The organism is Sphingobium chungangianum (genome assembly GCF_977014255.1).
This window is the reverse complement of sequence record NZ_CDRNIV010000006.1, coordinates 2340345-2355003: the sequence shown is the minus strand read 5'-3', so window position 1 is coordinate 2355003 and position 14659 is coordinate 2340345. Positions and strand designations below refer to the sequence as shown.

13 protein-coding genes, 1 tRNA gene and 2 pseudogenes are annotated in these 14659 nt (G+C 52.7%); 6 read left to right on the top strand and 10 right to left on the bottom strand.

The window, feature by feature from the left end:
* Positions 1-141 precede the first annotated feature (141 nt).
* From ACWNC0_RS18675 to ACWNC0_RS18635, 9 genes and pseudogenes are all read right to left on the bottom strand, one after another.
* Entirely contained in the window at positions 142-1677 is a 1536-nt protein-coding gene (locus tag ACWNC0_RS18675) for an ATP-binding cassette domain-containing protein (protein ID WP_449473773.1), read from the bottom strand.
* Positions 1674-2465, bottom strand: a complete 792-nt coding sequence (locus tag ACWNC0_RS18670) for an ABC transporter permease (RefSeq protein ID WP_449473771.1) — start codon at positions 2463-2465, stop codon at positions 1674-1676. Before ACWNC0_RS18670 ends, ACWNC0_RS18675 begins: the two co-directional genes overlap by 4 nt.
* Before the next feature lie 2 nt (positions 2466-2467).
* A complete protein-coding gene (locus ACWNC0_RS18665) occupies positions 2468-3559 on the bottom strand; it encodes a hypothetical protein (RefSeq protein WP_449473769.1) in 1092 nt (363 codons plus the stop codon).
* A 154-nt stretch (positions 3560-3713) separates the two neighbouring features.
* Entirely contained in the window at positions 3714-5660 is a 1947-nt protein-coding gene (locus ACWNC0_RS18660; protein WP_449473768.1) for a glycosyltransferase family 2 protein, read from the bottom strand.
* 5 nt (positions 5661-5665) lie between these two features.
* A complete protein-coding gene (gene glf / locus ACWNC0_RS18655) occupies positions 5666-6787 on the bottom strand; it encodes a UDP-galactopyranose mutase (RefSeq protein WP_449473766.1) in 1122 nt (373 codons plus the stop codon).
* Between the two features lie 238 nt (positions 6788-7025).
* The gene (locus ACWNC0_RS18650) at positions 7026-7940 is read right to left on the bottom strand and encodes a UTP--glucose-1-phosphate uridylyltransferase (protein ID WP_449473764.1); all 915 of its coding nucleotides are present in this window, start codon (positions 7938-7940) and stop codon (positions 7026-7028) included.
* A 140-nt stretch (positions 7941-8080) separates the two neighbouring features.
* A pseudogene (locus ACWNC0_RS18645) lies at positions 8081-9183 on the bottom strand (IS3 family transposase).
* A 122-nt stretch (positions 9184-9305) separates the two neighbouring features.
* On the bottom strand, positions 9306-10874 hold the full coding sequence (locus ACWNC0_RS18640) for a CDP-glycerol glycerophosphotransferase family protein (protein ID WP_449473762.1): 1569 nt from the start codon (positions 10872-10874) through the stop codon (positions 9306-9308).
* Positions 10875-10926: 52 nt separating this feature from the next.
* The gene (locus tag ACWNC0_RS18635) at positions 10927-11331 is read right to left on the bottom strand and encodes an adenylyltransferase/cytidyltransferase family protein (RefSeq protein WP_449473761.1); all 405 of its coding nucleotides are present in this window, start codon (positions 11329-11331) and stop codon (positions 10927-10929) included.
* Here ACWNC0_RS18635 and ACWNC0_RS18630 point away from each other — a divergent pair.
* From ACWNC0_RS18630 to ACWNC0_RS18615, 4 genes and pseudogenes are all read left to right on the top strand, one after another.
* Positions 11278-11583: a hypothetical protein gene (locus ACWNC0_RS18630; protein ID WP_449474699.1), complete on the top strand. Its 306-nt coding sequence runs from the start codon at positions 11278-11280 to the stop codon at positions 11581-11583. The genes ACWNC0_RS18635 and ACWNC0_RS18630 overlap by 54 nt on opposite strands.
* An 82-nt stretch (positions 11584-11665) precedes the next feature.
* Complete coding sequence (locus ACWNC0_RS18625; RefSeq protein WP_449473759.1) at positions 11666-11923, top strand: transposase; 258 nt, start codon at positions 11666-11668, stop codon at positions 11921-11923.
* Positions 11924-11925: 2 nt separating this feature from the next.
* A pseudogene (locus tag ACWNC0_RS18620) lies at positions 11926-12359 on the top strand (transposase); the annotation flags it as partial.
* A 51-nt stretch (positions 12360-12410) separates the two neighbouring features.
* On the top strand, positions 12411-12638 hold the full coding sequence (locus ACWNC0_RS18615) for an integrase core domain-containing protein (RefSeq protein ID WP_449474665.1): 228 nt from the start codon (positions 12411-12413) through the stop codon (positions 12636-12638).
* Positions 12639-12778: 140 nt separating this feature from the next.
* Here the strand turns inward: ACWNC0_RS18615 and ACWNC0_RS18610 are convergent.
* Positions 12779-12852, bottom strand: a tRNA-Gly gene (locus tag ACWNC0_RS18610).
* 159 nt (positions 12853-13011) lie between these two features.
* On the opposite strand from ACWNC0_RS18610, the gene ACWNC0_RS18605 reads away from it, so the two are divergent.
* Both ACWNC0_RS18605 and ACWNC0_RS18600 read left to right on the top strand, forming a co-directional pair.
* On the top strand, positions 13012-13137 hold the full coding sequence (locus tag ACWNC0_RS18605) for a hypothetical protein (protein WP_449473757.1): 126 nt from the start codon (positions 13012-13014) through the stop codon (positions 13135-13137).
* Positions 13138-13458: 321 nt separating this feature from the next.
* Positions 13459-14655, top strand: coding sequence for a diguanylate cyclase domain-containing protein (locus ACWNC0_RS18600; RefSeq protein ID WP_449473755.1), 1197 nt, complete (start codon positions 13459-13461; stop codon positions 14653-14655).
* Positions 14656-14659: the final 4 nt, after the last annotated feature.

Below are 14659 nucleotides of genomic sequence, written 5' to 3'. Positions count from 1 at the left end.
CAAAAGGCTGGGCGTGAGCGTGGATGACCATTCTACTAGCCCGCACTTGGCTAATAAGTTCGACTTGTGATTTAATCAACAAAGCTGCACGCTTCTATACGATCAGGGCCTTTGTGCAGTAGGAATATATTCAGTCCACTGTTATAGGATGCAATTGCTTTGCTGATGAGGTGATGGTTTTGACCATAGCCAGCGAAGTGCATCTGGAAGGATGCTGGCGCCATGATGATGAGAATGATCGCCTTCGCCCATTATGAACTGATACGCATATCCCTTCACGGCCAGAGCTCGCGCGACCGCGCGATTGCCGGCGGGCCAATCCAATCCCGCATACTTTCCGCTCATCTTAGCTCGAATGCCTTCCTGAAGAAAGACCCGGAGCTGCTTCGATTCAGATGCGCGGATCATCTCTGGATAGGCGCCACCTCCTCTGATATCCACAAAGCTGCCACAGGCTGAAAAAACCTTACTGAATTTGTCGGGTCGATGCCACGCAGCGGTAAAAGCGCAAATGCCACCGCTACCGAAACCGGCAATTCCCCACTCTTCCGGATCCTCTTTGATCACCGCATGTTTTCGTACTTCAGGTAATACTTCTTCGAGTACGAAATTGACATAGTCGGCATTGACCGAGTCGTATTCCAGCGACTTCTGCTCATTCGAGAGCCCGCCCGGTCTAGTGGGTTTTCCTGCTTCCAAAAACAGCACGGCCATGGGCGGAAGATCGCCATCGGCTATCAGGTTGTTAAGGACGGTCGGTACCTTCCATGGTCCATCTGACGTCATGAACCACCAACCGTCCTGAAACAACATGAACGCGAGCGGAGCTTGGCCGTCATAATTAGCTGGCAAATACAACCATGCATCATGTGAGCAGCAAGGGAAAGTCAACGAGGGTGCCAAGGATAACGAAAAAACGCTGCCCTCGGTGACGCCGATTCGTGGTAAAGAAGCCGTCCCAATGGAGTATTGTTCATTGGGGTTTGTGCTAAGTGCCGAGATGTCAGCCATTGGCTTACCTGTTTGATGTAATGACTCGATATGAAAATCGATAGCTTCGTCTACGTGTTTGAAGGAGAGCAACTTGCCCTCATGGAGAACATAGGCGCGATCACAATGATCTCGAACAAAATCTTCGTTATGAGATACTATAACGAGAGAACGATCCGCGCGTTTCTCAAACAGTTCAATTTGACATTTTTCGTGGAAGCGATGGTCGCCGACATGAACGATTTCGTCTATAAGAAAGCATTCGAACTCGATACTCATAGAGATCGCGAAGGCTAGCCTCGCCGCCATACCCGAGGAATAATGACGTACAGGTTCGTCAAAATAAGCACCTAATTCCGCAAAATCCCGAACAAAGTCAATTGTATCTTCAATTTTACGGCCGTAGATTCGTGAGATGCATTTCGCATTATCGCGTCCGGTTAAAGCCGCTTGAAAGGCGCCGCCGAAGGCTAGTGGCCATGACACTGACATCGTCCGTCTAATAGTACCCGATGTGGGGAGTTCTGATCCGCTTAACAGGCGGATCGTCGTAGATTTTCCAGCGCCATTACGTCCGAGGATGCCGACCTTTTCGCCGGACGCCACAGAAATATCAGTGCCGCGCAGGACGTGATTTACCCCGCGTCTCGTATGATATTCCTTATGGACGTTGTGAAACTCGATCATAGTGGAGTGACCTTGGACGAGAGAGATCTAACCCCTACCATGGCGAAAAGTGACAAAGCAGCGTTCCAAACTATGACATAGCTCACGTCGTAGTGAGCGTGGAAAAGTGAACCAAAGTAGCCATCACGAATGATTTCGGCGCAATTGACCATGGGAACTAGCAGAAGATATTCCCGGGCAGCGGGCGGCATGGCATCGACCAAAAACCCCAGGCCGGAAAACCCTATCATGATATACGTGAAAGGATGCCAAAATCGCTCGAACAATTCAGACTGCTCACTTATAGCTCCGACGTTGATGGCCAACGCGGAACCAAACCAAACTATGAGAACCCATCCCCAGATAACCTTCAAGATATCTTCCGGAAGGGCCATCCAACCCATCGCGCTAAAGGCTAAGGCGAGAACAGCGAATGAGGTGGTTACACCTCCGATCTCAAGCATAAGACGCGCGATGTATACGTCGATGGGGCGGACATTGCGATGATGCATGAGTCCTAGATGAACTTCGACCGCTTTGTTAAGCCGATTGGGCATGTTCCGCCAAACCAGGACGGTGGAATATCCGGTTAAAGCAAAGGCGATGATGGGGATCTGCGAAGAATGTGACATCTTCGTGATCGTCCAAATAGTAGTGATGCCAATCGTAAATAACATAGGTTCCGCAAACAGCCAGAGCACTCCTATGTTATGTCGCCCGTATCGTGTGAGAGTTTCGCGCAGGAACAATGCCCAGATTACGCGAAACTGTATGGACAAACTCCGATATAGTGCTGGGCGAGAAGCCATCGTTAATCCACGTGCTCTTTGACGCTGGCAAGAAGCATTCTTGCAATGGCCCAAAAGATGGATCCAAGCAATAACGTTGCGAGCACCCCCCGCAAACGATAGGGTTCTTCTGCATCGTCGGGCAGACTCGGTTGCGCAATTCGTTCGACGTAAGTCTGCTTTCGACGAGCTTCGGTTTTTGCTTGCTCCAGCGAAACCATGGCTGCAGCTAATTGCTTAGTTGCCATTTCATTGCGCAGTATGAGATTTTGGTAGGCAGTTGCCCGACCCGCTAGAGAGTTCGCGCTGCCGGTAACCTTGTTCATCTCCTGCGCAATCTGCTGGGCGAGGCTATCAATCTGAGTTAGTAGGACGGGTATCGCTTGATTAGCGGGCGCCGTCGCCCGTAACTGCGCAAGTTGCGAACGGTTTGCAATAAGCTCATCCTGCAGTTTTGAGATCATTTGTAACTGCATACTCGCCTGCTTTTCGGGATCGACTACCCCATACCGGTTTCGGAACGCTGCTAATTCGACGGCGGTTCTACGAACGTTGCCCTCAGCCTCTTCCGCTTCAGCCGTCGCAAATTGGATCAGGTCGGCGCGCGCTCGGTTGTTGAGCCGGTTTACTGTGGCCTCGGCCATCTCGAGCAATCGCTCATTGAAGCGGCGCGCGTCAGTGGGCTTGTACGCCCGAACTGTCAAAACCGTGATGCCGTTTGTGCTGTTGCTCTCGACATCCACGCGCTTCTTGAAGTATTTGTAAAGATCTTCGAAGCTGGATGAGTAACCAATCGGATTAAAGCGATTAAAAATCGATATATAAGAAGCGCTATATGCTTCGAGGAAGCCGCCGTTCCGATTTATTGCCTGCAGAGCATCACGAGACCGGATGTAATCGTTCGCTGCGCTTGCCTCATCGCTAGCGTTGCTGAACGCTGCATTCTTCAGCAAAACACCTAAGCCTGTTAGCGAGGGCTTATCAGGACTACGGACGACAAAGCGAGATTCTGAAATGTAGACGTCGGACGCAATGGCTCCAAAGTACACGACCGACAAGAGTGTCGGCGTTAAAACCAGCGCTAGGAACAGGCGATCTTTAAGAAATTTTCTCATCGTTTCCATATGGCCGTATGTGGAGCATGCTCTGGATAGCTTCTGTATCGGCTATTCTTGAACTTAGCTCCGCTTAATATTGGGAGTATTGATATCCAGGTCGGAAGTGGCAGAGCCCTCTGCTTCTTCAATACACCTATTGTTTTGTCGCATATTACGTATCGAAAGTATCGATGATTCGCGTCCAGTATTCTCGTGATATGATGTCGTCATAAGCCTCTGCCCACTGTGCGCCGGCCAGTTCGCAATGTCGGGCATAGCGCTTGATCGCCTTGTCGAAATGGGGTTTAATAGCGGCGTAAGCGTTCCGATCGAAACCAAAATAATGCAGTGCGCCGTTGTCTGCATCGCTATAGGCGAAATCGGACTGAAGTCGGATTTCGGTCCAGCTGATATCCATGCGTTCTCGGAATACCACCAAGCGGCGGAAGGGATTGGACCTGAGTTTAGGAAGCCTATGACCATTGAAGGTCCGGCGCTGAATGAATCGATAAAACTTGCCTTTTGGGCGTTGTGGCTCGATCGCCAAGCGTCCAATAGGCAAACGGTCTAGTTTGCGATAATTGACGTTGAACCGCTTATATTCCGCCATTATTTGCTGATGGACAGCGTCAAAGTCCTCCTCACGAAAAGGACTTGGACCATCCAAGAAGCGATCCACTGCCATAGTTAGCAGATAGGCTGATCCATACTGATTAGTACTTATGAAATTACGGAAGCGAGCTCTCAGTTGCTGCTCAACCCGTTTAAGCCGCTTAGCAAGCATGTGCTGCGGCTTGGCATGGCTTACATAGCCTTCTTCTTTCATTCGGTTCACCATTCGTGGAAGGTGGCCACTGAGGCGAATCAACTCATTTCGAATATTGTAGAACGCAAACCAGCCCTCCACCTTCGCATAATAAGGTTCGTGCCATACCGCAATTCCCGGCACCGTCCAAGTCCGACGTCCGGCGATGTCGGCTCGCACGCCGAAGTCCACGTCGTCGAGGTGAACAAAAATTGGTAGCGGCATGCCATTCCGCAGGAATGCTGCCTTACTTCCACCGAAAAGCCACCATCCGTTGAAGTTTGTATACATGTTACGCGCGAGGGCGTTCTTGCTTTCTGGGGTGTCCAGGCGCAAGGGAGGCATGCGTGCTTCGAGCGTTTCGAAACGGTCGGCGCGCCAGTAAGCACTCGCGTCGGCCAACTTAAGAGGATCGTAAACGTCCATCTGGACGCCGCCGATAAAATCCTCGTCTTGGACTTGGAAACGAAACATGTTGAGCATGCGCGAAATAGAGACAGCGTCAATGTCGGCATCGTCATCAAGAAGGATTATGTGGCTCGTCTTACCGTCATCTAGCGCTATATGAATGCCGCGTCCGAAGCCGCCCGCGCCACCGACGTTCTTCTGAGCAATGACTTGGATTCGCTCAGTCGGCAATCCTGGCTGCACCGTAAAGGTTCGAGCGTTATCGGCGACGATCACGCGCCAATCTTTGGTCTCAGTATCAAGGATACCACTAAGGGTATAAAGATTGGCCTGCAGCTGAGCGACTCGGTTAAAGGTGCAGATCACGAAAGCGGGATTGACCTCCCGCTGCGGCTGGGCGCCGATCTCCCAATCCGCCGAAAGTACTTCAACGGAGCCGAAGAGCGGCGTCACGATGAAGCTCCAGCGGCCCGCAGCACCGTCAGCGGTAGCAATCGTGAACGGCATCACGATTTCGTGATCTCCACGATAAGGGTCGACCGTAGTGTCGGAGATCAAAACGTTTCCACCAAATCGGTAGACATCCTTACCGCCGCCGCTGTGCGCAGTGGAGATGACGCGGCGGTGACCATTTTGATCAATATGTAATAGAGCCACCTCCGCCGACCCCTTGAAACGCAAGCGCAAACGAAAACGTTCCACCTGCGTCGCCCCGAAGACTTCGCGATCGTATAGCGAACTCATGGCGCCGTCGACGGTTAGACGGTGGCCACCCAAGACTAATGGGTGGCCATTTGCCGTGGAAGGCGGCTCCCCTTCAAAATAAAGAGGGTAGCGAACTTCTGACGGTCGCATGTTGATAGGGAAGAATGGGGCGTAGCTCGCCGCCTCGATAACCTTGGACATAAAGATCAGGCTTCTACCATTGACCGAGCATTCAAATACGTGGCGGCAACATCCATCGCCCGATCGATCGTCACGTCCATATCTAGATACTGATATGTTCCCAACCTGCCGACGAAAGTGACATTTTCTTCTCGCGCCGCACGTGCCTCATACTTCTCCAGAAGGGCCGTTTCGGCGACCATTCGAATGGGGTAATAAGGGATGTCATCGGGGCTGCAAAGCCGACTATATTCGCGGAAAACGATTGTCTTTTTCAAGGTTGCAGATTCCCAAGGCGCAAAATGCTTATGTTCGGAAATCCGAGTGAAAGGAACGCTTTCATCAGGATAGTTGATGACGGCAGCGCCTTGGTAGTCGCCTTCAGCGCGCTCGGGCACGAAATCCAATGTGCGATAGCCAAGGCGACCTAGGTCGTAATTGAAGTATCGGTCGAGGGGACCAGAATAGAATGTATGCGAAAAATCCTCGCTTAAATCCTCATGGCGCAAACCAAGCCGCACATCAATTAATGGATGATCAAGAATACTAGTCACGATTGCGGTGTAACCATCGCGAGGCATGCCTTGGTAAGGGTGGTTGAAATAATTGTCGTCATAATTGAAGCGAAGTGGCAGACGCTTCAGTATTGAAGCTGGGAGTTCGCTTGGCTCGCATCCCCACTGCTTACGAGTGTAGCCTTTAAAGAACGCCTCGTATAGCTCGTTACCTACGAAGCGAAGCGCTTGTTCCTCGAATGTCTTGGGGTCATCAATATCCAACCGTGCCTTTGATTCCACTAAAGCACGCGCCTCTGCCGGTGATAGCGCTTCGCCGAAGAATTGATTGATTGTGTGCAAGTTAATTGGAAGCGAATAGATCTTATTTGCCACGTTGGCTTTCACGCGGTTGACATACGGCATCATCACGCCGTGCTCATTTATAAATTCCCAGACGCGCTGACTATCGGTGTGGAAAATATGCGGCCCGTATTTGTGAACCATAACGCCTGTTTCGGGATCTCGTTCGGTATGACAGTTCCCGGCCAAGTGGCCTCGCTCGTCGATGACCAAACTCCTGATCCCGCTCTCCGCCAAGCGGCGGGCGATCGTGGCTCCCGAAAAGCCAGCGCCGACGATACAAACTCTCATCTATGCTTCCTTAAAATCTAGTAGCTTGCGCTGTTACAAGAAAAGGGTTCGTTCGCAAGAGGCAAGCCCCGCCTTCTGTGATTCTATACTGATAGTGATCGAATTACGTCGATAACGAATACGGCTGCCGAAGATCTTTTATGTTAAATGGGGATAGCTCATATCTCATATCCCGAACGGCTGGGCAGAGGTTAATAACCCAGCTTATTTCGCTTAGTGGAACGTGCTTAACCGGTTCTTAACGAATTTGGCCGTAGGCCGCCCTTTCTTCTCTAAAATCCGTAAGCTCTTGAGTGGCAAATTGACGAACGCGCTCCCCTAAATCGGGACGGCTGAGGGCAACGACAAAATTTGCCTCTAAATAGCCGGCTTTTGATCCGCAGTCGAAACGACGTCCGTCGAAAGTCACACCATGGAACGTTTGCCTGCCGATCATGGAGGCCATGGCGTCAGTCAGCTGAATTTCACCGCCCGCACCTTTGCCCTGCGTTTCAAGGATCTTCATAACCTCGGGCTGTAGGATGTATCGTCCGGGCAGGATGAGGTTGGAAGGCGCGGTACCCGGCGTTGGCTTTTCCACTAGCCCCCTGACCTCAGTGAGCGTGCCTTTGCGTTGGCCCGGATCGATGACGCCATAGCTGGGCGTTTCGGCCATCGGCACCTCAAGCGCGCAGACAATGTTGCCGCCGACCTTTTCATAGGCCTCCACCATTTGCTTTAGGCAGCCGCGGCCCGGCATGCCCTTCATGAATTCGTCGGGCAATAGGATGGCGAACGGCTCATCACCGACAATGTCGCGCGCGCACCAGATAGCATGGCCCAAACCCAAGGGCTCCTGCTGACGCAGGAACACCGCATTGCCAGGCGAAAGGCGCGTCCCCTCCAACACCGAAAGGTCTTTACCTCGCTTACGCTGGGTGGCTTCCGCCTCGTAGGCGATATCGAAATAATCCTCGATAGCGCCCTTCCCGCGACCGGTGACGAAAATCATCTGCTCAATCCCTGCTTCCCGCGCTTCATCCACCGCATATTGGATTAGCGGTCGGTCTACCACCGGCAGCAATTCCTTAGGGACTGACTTGGTGGCGGGCAGGAAACGCGTGCCTAGACCAGCAACGGGAAAGACAGCCTTTCGCACTTGTTTGAAACTCATTCAGGTCCTGCGCAATTTAGTTTACATGTCCGATGCGACTGACGGAGAGATATGGGTTTGTCAAAAAAATTCATGATCGGCAGTCGGGTCGTTGACCCTGTCCCGGTTTCGCCACCGGCCAGAAGGAGAGATCCGGCGCTTCATCGGCCGGGGTTAACCCCGGCCGATGAAGCAAATTCGGCAGGCGTCATGAACCCCAATGATGTGTGAGGTCGGGTCTCGTTGAAGTCCGTCCGCCACGCCTCGATCTTGCTCCTGGCGTCGTCCAAAGACAAGAACCAGTGCGTGTTCAGGCATTCATCACGCAGCCGGCCATTGAAGCTTTCAACAAAGGCATTGTCGTTGGGCTTTCCCGGCCGGCTGAAGTCCAGCGTAACGCGGTTGATGTAGGCCCAGTGGTCGAGCGCCCGAGAGATGAATTCCGGGCCATTGTCCACCCTGATCTTTGCGAGCGGGGCGCCGCGTTCGAACAGCAGGCGATCCATGACATCGACCACCTGTTCACCCTTGATCCCCTGATCGACGTGGATCGCCAAACACTCTCGGGTGTAAGCGTCGACGACGGTCAAAGCGCGGAACCGCTTGCCGTTGAACAAGGCGTCGGACACAAAGTCCATCGCCCAGATTTCGTTCGCACGCGATGGCAGTGGCTGCTCCACCCGCCGCGCCGCCATTATATGTCGCCACGGCCGTTTGGCCCGTAAATTCAGGCCTTCCAGACGATACAAGCGATGCACCCGCTTTACGTTCACCGGCCAACCCTCCCGCCGAAGCAGTACATGGATACGGCGATAGCCATAGCGCACGCGTGTCTCAGCGATCCCTTGGATCCTGTTTCTAAGCGGCGCCTAGTCGCTTCGGATCGACCGGTAGCGGTGCGTCTTGCGATCGAACCGAAGAACCGCGCAGCTGCGCCGCTCGCTCACCCGATAACGATCCTGCACCCAATGGACGATCTCGCGAAGCCGACCAGGCGCTACACTTTTTTTGCCAGAACCTCCTGAAGCATAACCTTGTCCAACGACAGATCCGCGACGAGCCGCTTCAGCTTCTGGTTCTCTTCCTCGAGCTGTCGCATCTTGCGCAGCTCCGATGGCCCCAAGCCGCCGTACAGTTGCTTCCAGCGGTAGTACGTCGCCTCGGACACACCCATCTTCCGGCACACCTCGGCGACCGATATGCCGACCTCTGCCTGGCGCAGCGCAAACGCGATCTGCTCGCCCGTGAACTTCGACTTCTTCATGCAAAATCTCCAGCTCCACTCAGCTTCGATTTTGCCAGATTTCTCTCGTTCTCGCTGGAGGCATTTCCCGGGGCAGGGTCAATATGAGAGTCTTGTGCTCACGCTGCCATGGAAACGTTACGTCACTCCTCTTTCTGCAAACCGAGTCTGATGGCGTCCAGAATTCGGGTGCATGCCTCTCCCGGGTAAGGCCGCAAAACAGCCGCTATGCCGCGTCGCTTCGCAGTGACCTCAGCAATCATCTCGCCTTGCTCTGCTGCGGGACGCCGCAATTCATCGATAAGGAACCGGGCTCCTGCGGTATCCGTGACAACATGTGCTCCTTCTACAACTTGCTTACCTAAGTCGTTAAAAGGGGCATGGCGGAGACTGTCTATGTAGATCAATGGCCTATCAAAAATCTGGTATTCTGCGAGAAAGCTGATCCCATCTGTTATCATAGCGTCAGATGCAGCCAAAATAGATCCATAATCTCCTCCTTCCATAAGAGATGTATTTTCTAATTGGTTCCAGGCGTTTAGAAATTCATGGCGAATAGATTCCGGAACGGCAGAAAATAATCCGGGATGCGGCTTCAGGACTACTTCAATTGATGGATCTTCACGAACCCATTGGAGAATATCATGATGCGTTTCCAAGAACGTCCCAAATGATAGCCAATCACCTGAAATGCTCCAATGCGGGGCCCAAACAATCTTAAATGATCCATATGTACTCTGCCCGCGATCAATCGGCCAATTTTTGTTCCTTGTTTGGTAATGCAGCCGATCTAGTTTTGGATGGCCAGCTACAATAATATTATCGATAGTCCGGCCAGCACCGGCACGCATCCTTTTTGCAGTATCTTCGGACTCGGCAAATATCATCCAACACACTCTATGAAATGGCTGATTGCTATACATATCATACTGGTCATTTCCAGAGACATCAAAGCTATCTACAAGATTAAAGCCATAATATGGTATATAGCATAGCCTAGAGAAGTTTAATTCTCGCGAATTTACGGAATCTGGAGTTTCCTTCTCCCACGGAGTTTGCTTGAAAATTAGAGACGGACTAATCGATTTTATTATGTCAAGTGCTTCCCACTCGTTTCCCACAAATGGTCGGATATGTGGTACCTTAAGTTTTTCTAATGCATTATGGACCGCAACTTCACTGTAATGATTTCCCGGAACCGCTGCTACAATAGGATGAAAATCGGACGCCTCGCCCATCGCTGCTATCAAATCTGCGATGCTGTCCCACGCAGCCATATTGTGTACTAAGAATAACGCCTTAGTCACAGGTTGCGCAGTCATCAATTTTACATCACGAGAAACAAGATTGATTGTCTGCTGAAGTGAGCGAAAGTGTCGGTCGATAAACTGAATGGTTGTCCTCTCGGCAACAACCAAGGGGGGTTCTTCCCACAATATATGCCAGATTTGCGACGGATCCCGTCCATGTCTGAAGGATCCAAATAGCAACAATCTGGAATCTAGTTCTAAACAGTATGAAAAATTTGTAGCAACATCCCCGTTTTCGTCGAGAAAGCAAAGATTTCCGTTCCACAACGACCAAGAGGACTCGTTATAGTGGCGATATCCTCCAAGTTCACCTTCGGGAAGTAATGTAACCTTTTCGGCAAAAATATCGCCAAGTACGTTCATGTATGTGAACGTTTTATTCAAAAAATTATCTATACTCATGTAAAAATAACCACATTTATCGCCTAAATATGCCGGATATAAATTAGTAAAACTAAGCCGATTGCTTAATTCTGAAAACGTGATCTTTTATTAAAGTCGAAGATACGTCGGGTGTTCTCGATAAGTAGATAACTTCACATAGATATCTCAAATGATCGAATTGACCAACCCAATCATCTCCCATGCAGAAAAACTTTGCATTTGTATCTATAATGTATTTTTCTTTCTGTTCCCACGAATGTTCTGGAATTATATCGTCAACACAAATCAAAGATGATAGAATTTCGCACCGATCGGCATAAGGTATCGCACTAATCTTGCCCTTCTTTTTGTTGAAATCGTCTGTTGATACGCCTACTATTAACTTACTTCCTAAAGAACGCGCTCGTTTTAAAAGGCGTAGATGGCCAATATGGAACAAATCAAAAGTTCCATATGTGATCACGATCTGAGTCATATCCCTCCCGATAAAGCTGCGATGCATTGTCACAAATATGCAATAAAGAACGGTTCGTTTCAACATCTGGTGGCATATCTTCGGGCAGGCGCAGCCTTTCGTGGAGCGTTAGAAGAACTACGCAGAGGCCGCTGCCGCTGCGCCTGTCCTGAATATCAATGCTTCCTCGGCCAACGGAAAGCTATCGATGCGCTGCGAGGAGAGGTGGCCTGGGGAAACTGGGACAGTGAGATAAGTGGATTTTCTGCCTGACGGTAGCGAGGATGGCTGCGAGACAGGAGCGGAGAAGAGCAAACGATCCCGTCGGAACCACAGTCCGGTTTTCAAGGCTAGGGTGGCATTGGCCGCCGTGAAAGGCGAGAAGACGCTGGCCGAGTTAACGCAGCAGTTTGACGTGCATCCGAAACAGATCAACACGTGGCGTAGCCAGTTGCTGGAGGTCGCAGCAGGCGTGTTTAGTTCGGACAACGCGTTGGAAACGGGCGAGCCACCGACCGACGTGAAGACGCTGCGCGCCAGGTGCGGGGGCTGGGGATCAGCCGGGGCAGCGTCTATTACCTGCCCAGACCGGTTTGGGTGGCTGATCTGGTGATCATGCGGCGTATCGACGAGTTGCACCTGGAATTTCCGTTCGCGGGCAGTCGAATGCTACGCGACCTGCTGCGGCAGGAAGGCATCGAGATCGGCCGCCAGCATGTCGCCACGCTGATGAAGAAGATGGCGATCGAGGCGATTTACCGTCGCCCGAACACATCGAAGCCGATGCCAGGGCACGAGATCTACCGCTGTCTGCTGCGCAAACTGCCGATCGTGCAGCCCAACCAGGTCTGGGCGACTGACATCAGCTACATTCCGATGGCGAGGGGGTTCGTCTATCTCGTGGCCATCGTTGACTGGTTCAGCCGGAAGGTGCTGGCCGGGCGTGTATCGATCACGATAGAGGCGACTTCTGCGTCGAGGCACTGGAGGAAGCGCTTGCGCGCTTCGGGAAACCGGAGATTTTCAACACCGACCAGGGCAGTCAGTTCACTTCGCTCGCCTTCACCAGCGTGCTGCACCGGGAGGAAATCGCCGTCAGCATGGACGGGCGGGGCGCATGGCGCGACAATGTGGTGGTCGAACGCCTGTGGCGCTCGGTGAAATATGAGGAGGTTTACCTCCGCGCGTGCGCCGCAGTCAGCGAAGCCCGGGTCTCGATCAGTCGTTATCTGAACTTTTACAACGCGAAGAGGCCGCATTCGAGCCTTGGCGCCCAGACCCCGGACCAAACATATTCTGACAACCTGCCACTGGCGATGGCAGCATGAATTTGGCCGCCGATATGGGGCGTCACTCCCGTGGGGCTGCGCCCTCTCTAAGCCGCGTCATAGCTAGATGATTGCTGAGCACAAAAATCGCCATCCGATTCAAGGCGATAAAACAGGCAAAAAATGGCTGATTTCCTGATTGGAGCGGGTAGCGGGGATCGAACCCGCATCACAAGCTTGGAAGGCTAGTGCTCTACCATTGAGCTATACCCGCCCGCAGGCCCAGCGCCCTGACATTATTACGATGCATCAGTCAACACTAAAACGCGGTTTGCATGAAACGCCTGAGCCTGCATGCATTAGCCGGGTCAGGCCGTCCATAGCTGCCTACCGTGGTTGCCGGCTGGCAGGATGTTGGAGGAGGGGATGGCCTATGCTACGACAAACAACCTTCGATGGCTTCACGGTTGCGGCCCATGGCAAAGTCGTTGCTGCACGCGATCTTGTTGCCACGACAACAGCCGATGTGGGCGGGGAGCCGTTCGCAGAAGCAGCATGAAGCTGTAGGGCGGGAGGTGCGAACCTTCCGCCCGCCAACGGGCCAAAAATCGCACGTCGCGTGGGTGATAGCGGAACGAGCTGGGAGGCTGGCGGGGGTGGAGAATGGAACCTGCTTGCCAGCGCCATAGTGACTGGCGGATTTGGATTTGGTCCGGCAGCGCCATTGTCGCTAAAGAAGATAAAAGCTCAAAAAAATGGGCTGATCCGTCAAGCGGGTTTTGACATTTTTTACGGCTTTGGAGCGTTGGGGGGTGAGGCCTTCTTTTGCCGGGAGCAGGATTTGACACGGTTTACGATGATGCCAGACTGGATGGTGAAGATGAGAAGAGGGGTCCTGGCATTCTCCAACCGGCTCATGACCCTGCCAATCTCGGATGCTGTCTACTGCGAACTCGTGCAGTCCCTCTTCGCCATGCGCCTGCCCATCGCTGGCATGGGTGTCCTGTTCGGTGTGGCGGGAACAACAATTTTCATAGAACATCACGATGCCACGATCGGGCTTATAACCGCGATTGCAGTGGTAGTGACAATCGCGCGCCTGGCCGTCATCACCGCCTATCAGCGGGAAGCGTGTGGAACGACCCTGACCATCGATCGCGTGAAGCAATGGGAACGGCGTTATGCAGCAGGAAGCTACATTTTCGCTGGGTTGTTGGGCGCGCTTAGCGCGACTGTGCTCGGTACACATATTCCGCTCAACCATCTTGTCGTCGTCAGCCTCATTTTTACGTTCGGCGCCGGGCTCGTGTCACGGATAGGTGGCAGGCCACGCATTTGCGTGACCAGCCTGCTGCTTGCGACTGTCCCAACTGTCGTCGCCCTTGCCTTGCACGCTCGGGCTGGCGATGCCGGTGCGATGCACGCGGAATATTTCGTGATAGAGGCGCTGCTGGTCAGCGTCGTGACGCTGCTCAGCCTTGAGTCGGTTCGTCATCTGTATCGATCGGACGTTGAGCATCTCACGACAAAGCATGATCTGGCTAACCTTGTGCGGCAGGACGCGCTGACCGGACTGCCTAATCGGCTGCTCCTGAGAGAGCGTTTCCAGAACAGCATGAGCGCCGCAGCGTTCGAGAACAGTCAACTCGCCGTCCATTTCCTCGATCTTGACGGCTTTAAGCTCATCAACGACCGATACGGCCATCCCACGGGTGATGCCGTTTTGCGTGAGGTTTCCATCAGGCTGCGTTCAATCGTTCGCTCAGTGGACACGGTCGCGCGCATCGGCGGTGACGAATTCATCGTCGTCCAGGAAGGCGTTCAGCATGAGAGCGAAGCAGAGATGCTGGGCCGCCGTATTATCAGGCAACTGAGTGAGCCTTATCTGCTGATGGATGAGCAGATCCGGATTTCCGTGAGCGTCGGCATTGCGATGGCGCCCCGTCACGGGCTCGATCTTGAGCATCTGACAGCCTGCGCGGACGCCGCGCTCTACCGCTCCAAACGAGGCGGCAAGGCACAGTTATATTTCTGTACGCCAGAGGACGTGTCTAATGCTGGGCGGGCGGTGGCGTAGAAAA

What these genes read in the sequence shown, in the direction of transcription:
- ACWNC0_RS18630 (WP_449474699.1), top strand. Translation starts at nt 11,278, where the DNA reads ATGGCCAATATGGAACAAATCAAAAGTTCCATATGTGATCACGATCTG.
- ACWNC0_RS18650 (WP_449473764.1), bottom strand. Translation starts at nt 7,940, where the DNA reads ATGAGTTTCAAACAAGTGCGAAAGGCTGTCTTTCCCGTTGCTGGTCTA.
- ACWNC0_RS18615 (WP_449474665.1), top strand. Translation starts at nt 12,411, where the DNA reads ATGGACGGGCGGGGCGCATGGCGCGACAATGTGGTGGTCGAACGCCTG.
- ACWNC0_RS18665 (WP_449473769.1), bottom strand. Translation starts at nt 3,559, where the DNA reads ATGAGAAAATTTCTTAAAGATCGCCTGTTCCTAGCGCTGGTTTTAACG.
- ACWNC0_RS18605 (WP_449473757.1), top strand. Translation starts at nt 13,012, where the DNA reads ATGCTACGACAAACAACCTTCGATGGCTTCACGGTTGCGGCCCATGGC.
- ACWNC0_RS18660 (WP_449473768.1), bottom strand. Translation starts at nt 5,660, where the DNA reads ATGTCCAAGGTTATCGAGGCGGCGAGCTACGCCCCATTCTTCCCTATC.
- ACWNC0_RS18600 (WP_449473755.1), top strand. Translation starts at nt 13,459, where the DNA reads ATGAGAAGAGGGGTCCTGGCATTCTCCAACCGGCTCATGACCCTGCCA.
- glf (WP_449473766.1), bottom strand. Translation starts at nt 6,787, where the DNA reads ATGAGAGTTTGTATCGTCGGCGCTGGCTTTTCGGGAGCCACGATCGCC.
- ACWNC0_RS18640 (WP_449473762.1), bottom strand. Translation starts at nt 10,874, where the DNA reads ATGAGTATAGATAATTTTTTGAATAAAACGTTCACATACATGAACGTA.
- ACWNC0_RS18670 (WP_449473771.1), bottom strand. Translation starts at nt 2,465, where the DNA reads ATGGCTTCTCGCCCAGCACTATATCGGAGTTTGTCCATACAGTTTCGC.
- ACWNC0_RS18675 (WP_449473773.1), bottom strand. Translation starts at nt 1,677, where the DNA reads ATGATCGAGTTTCACAACGTCCATAAGGAATATCATACGAGACGCGGG.
- ACWNC0_RS18635 (WP_449473761.1), bottom strand. Translation starts at nt 11,331, where the DNA reads ATGACTCAGATCGTGATCACATATGGAACTTTTGATTTGTTCCATATT.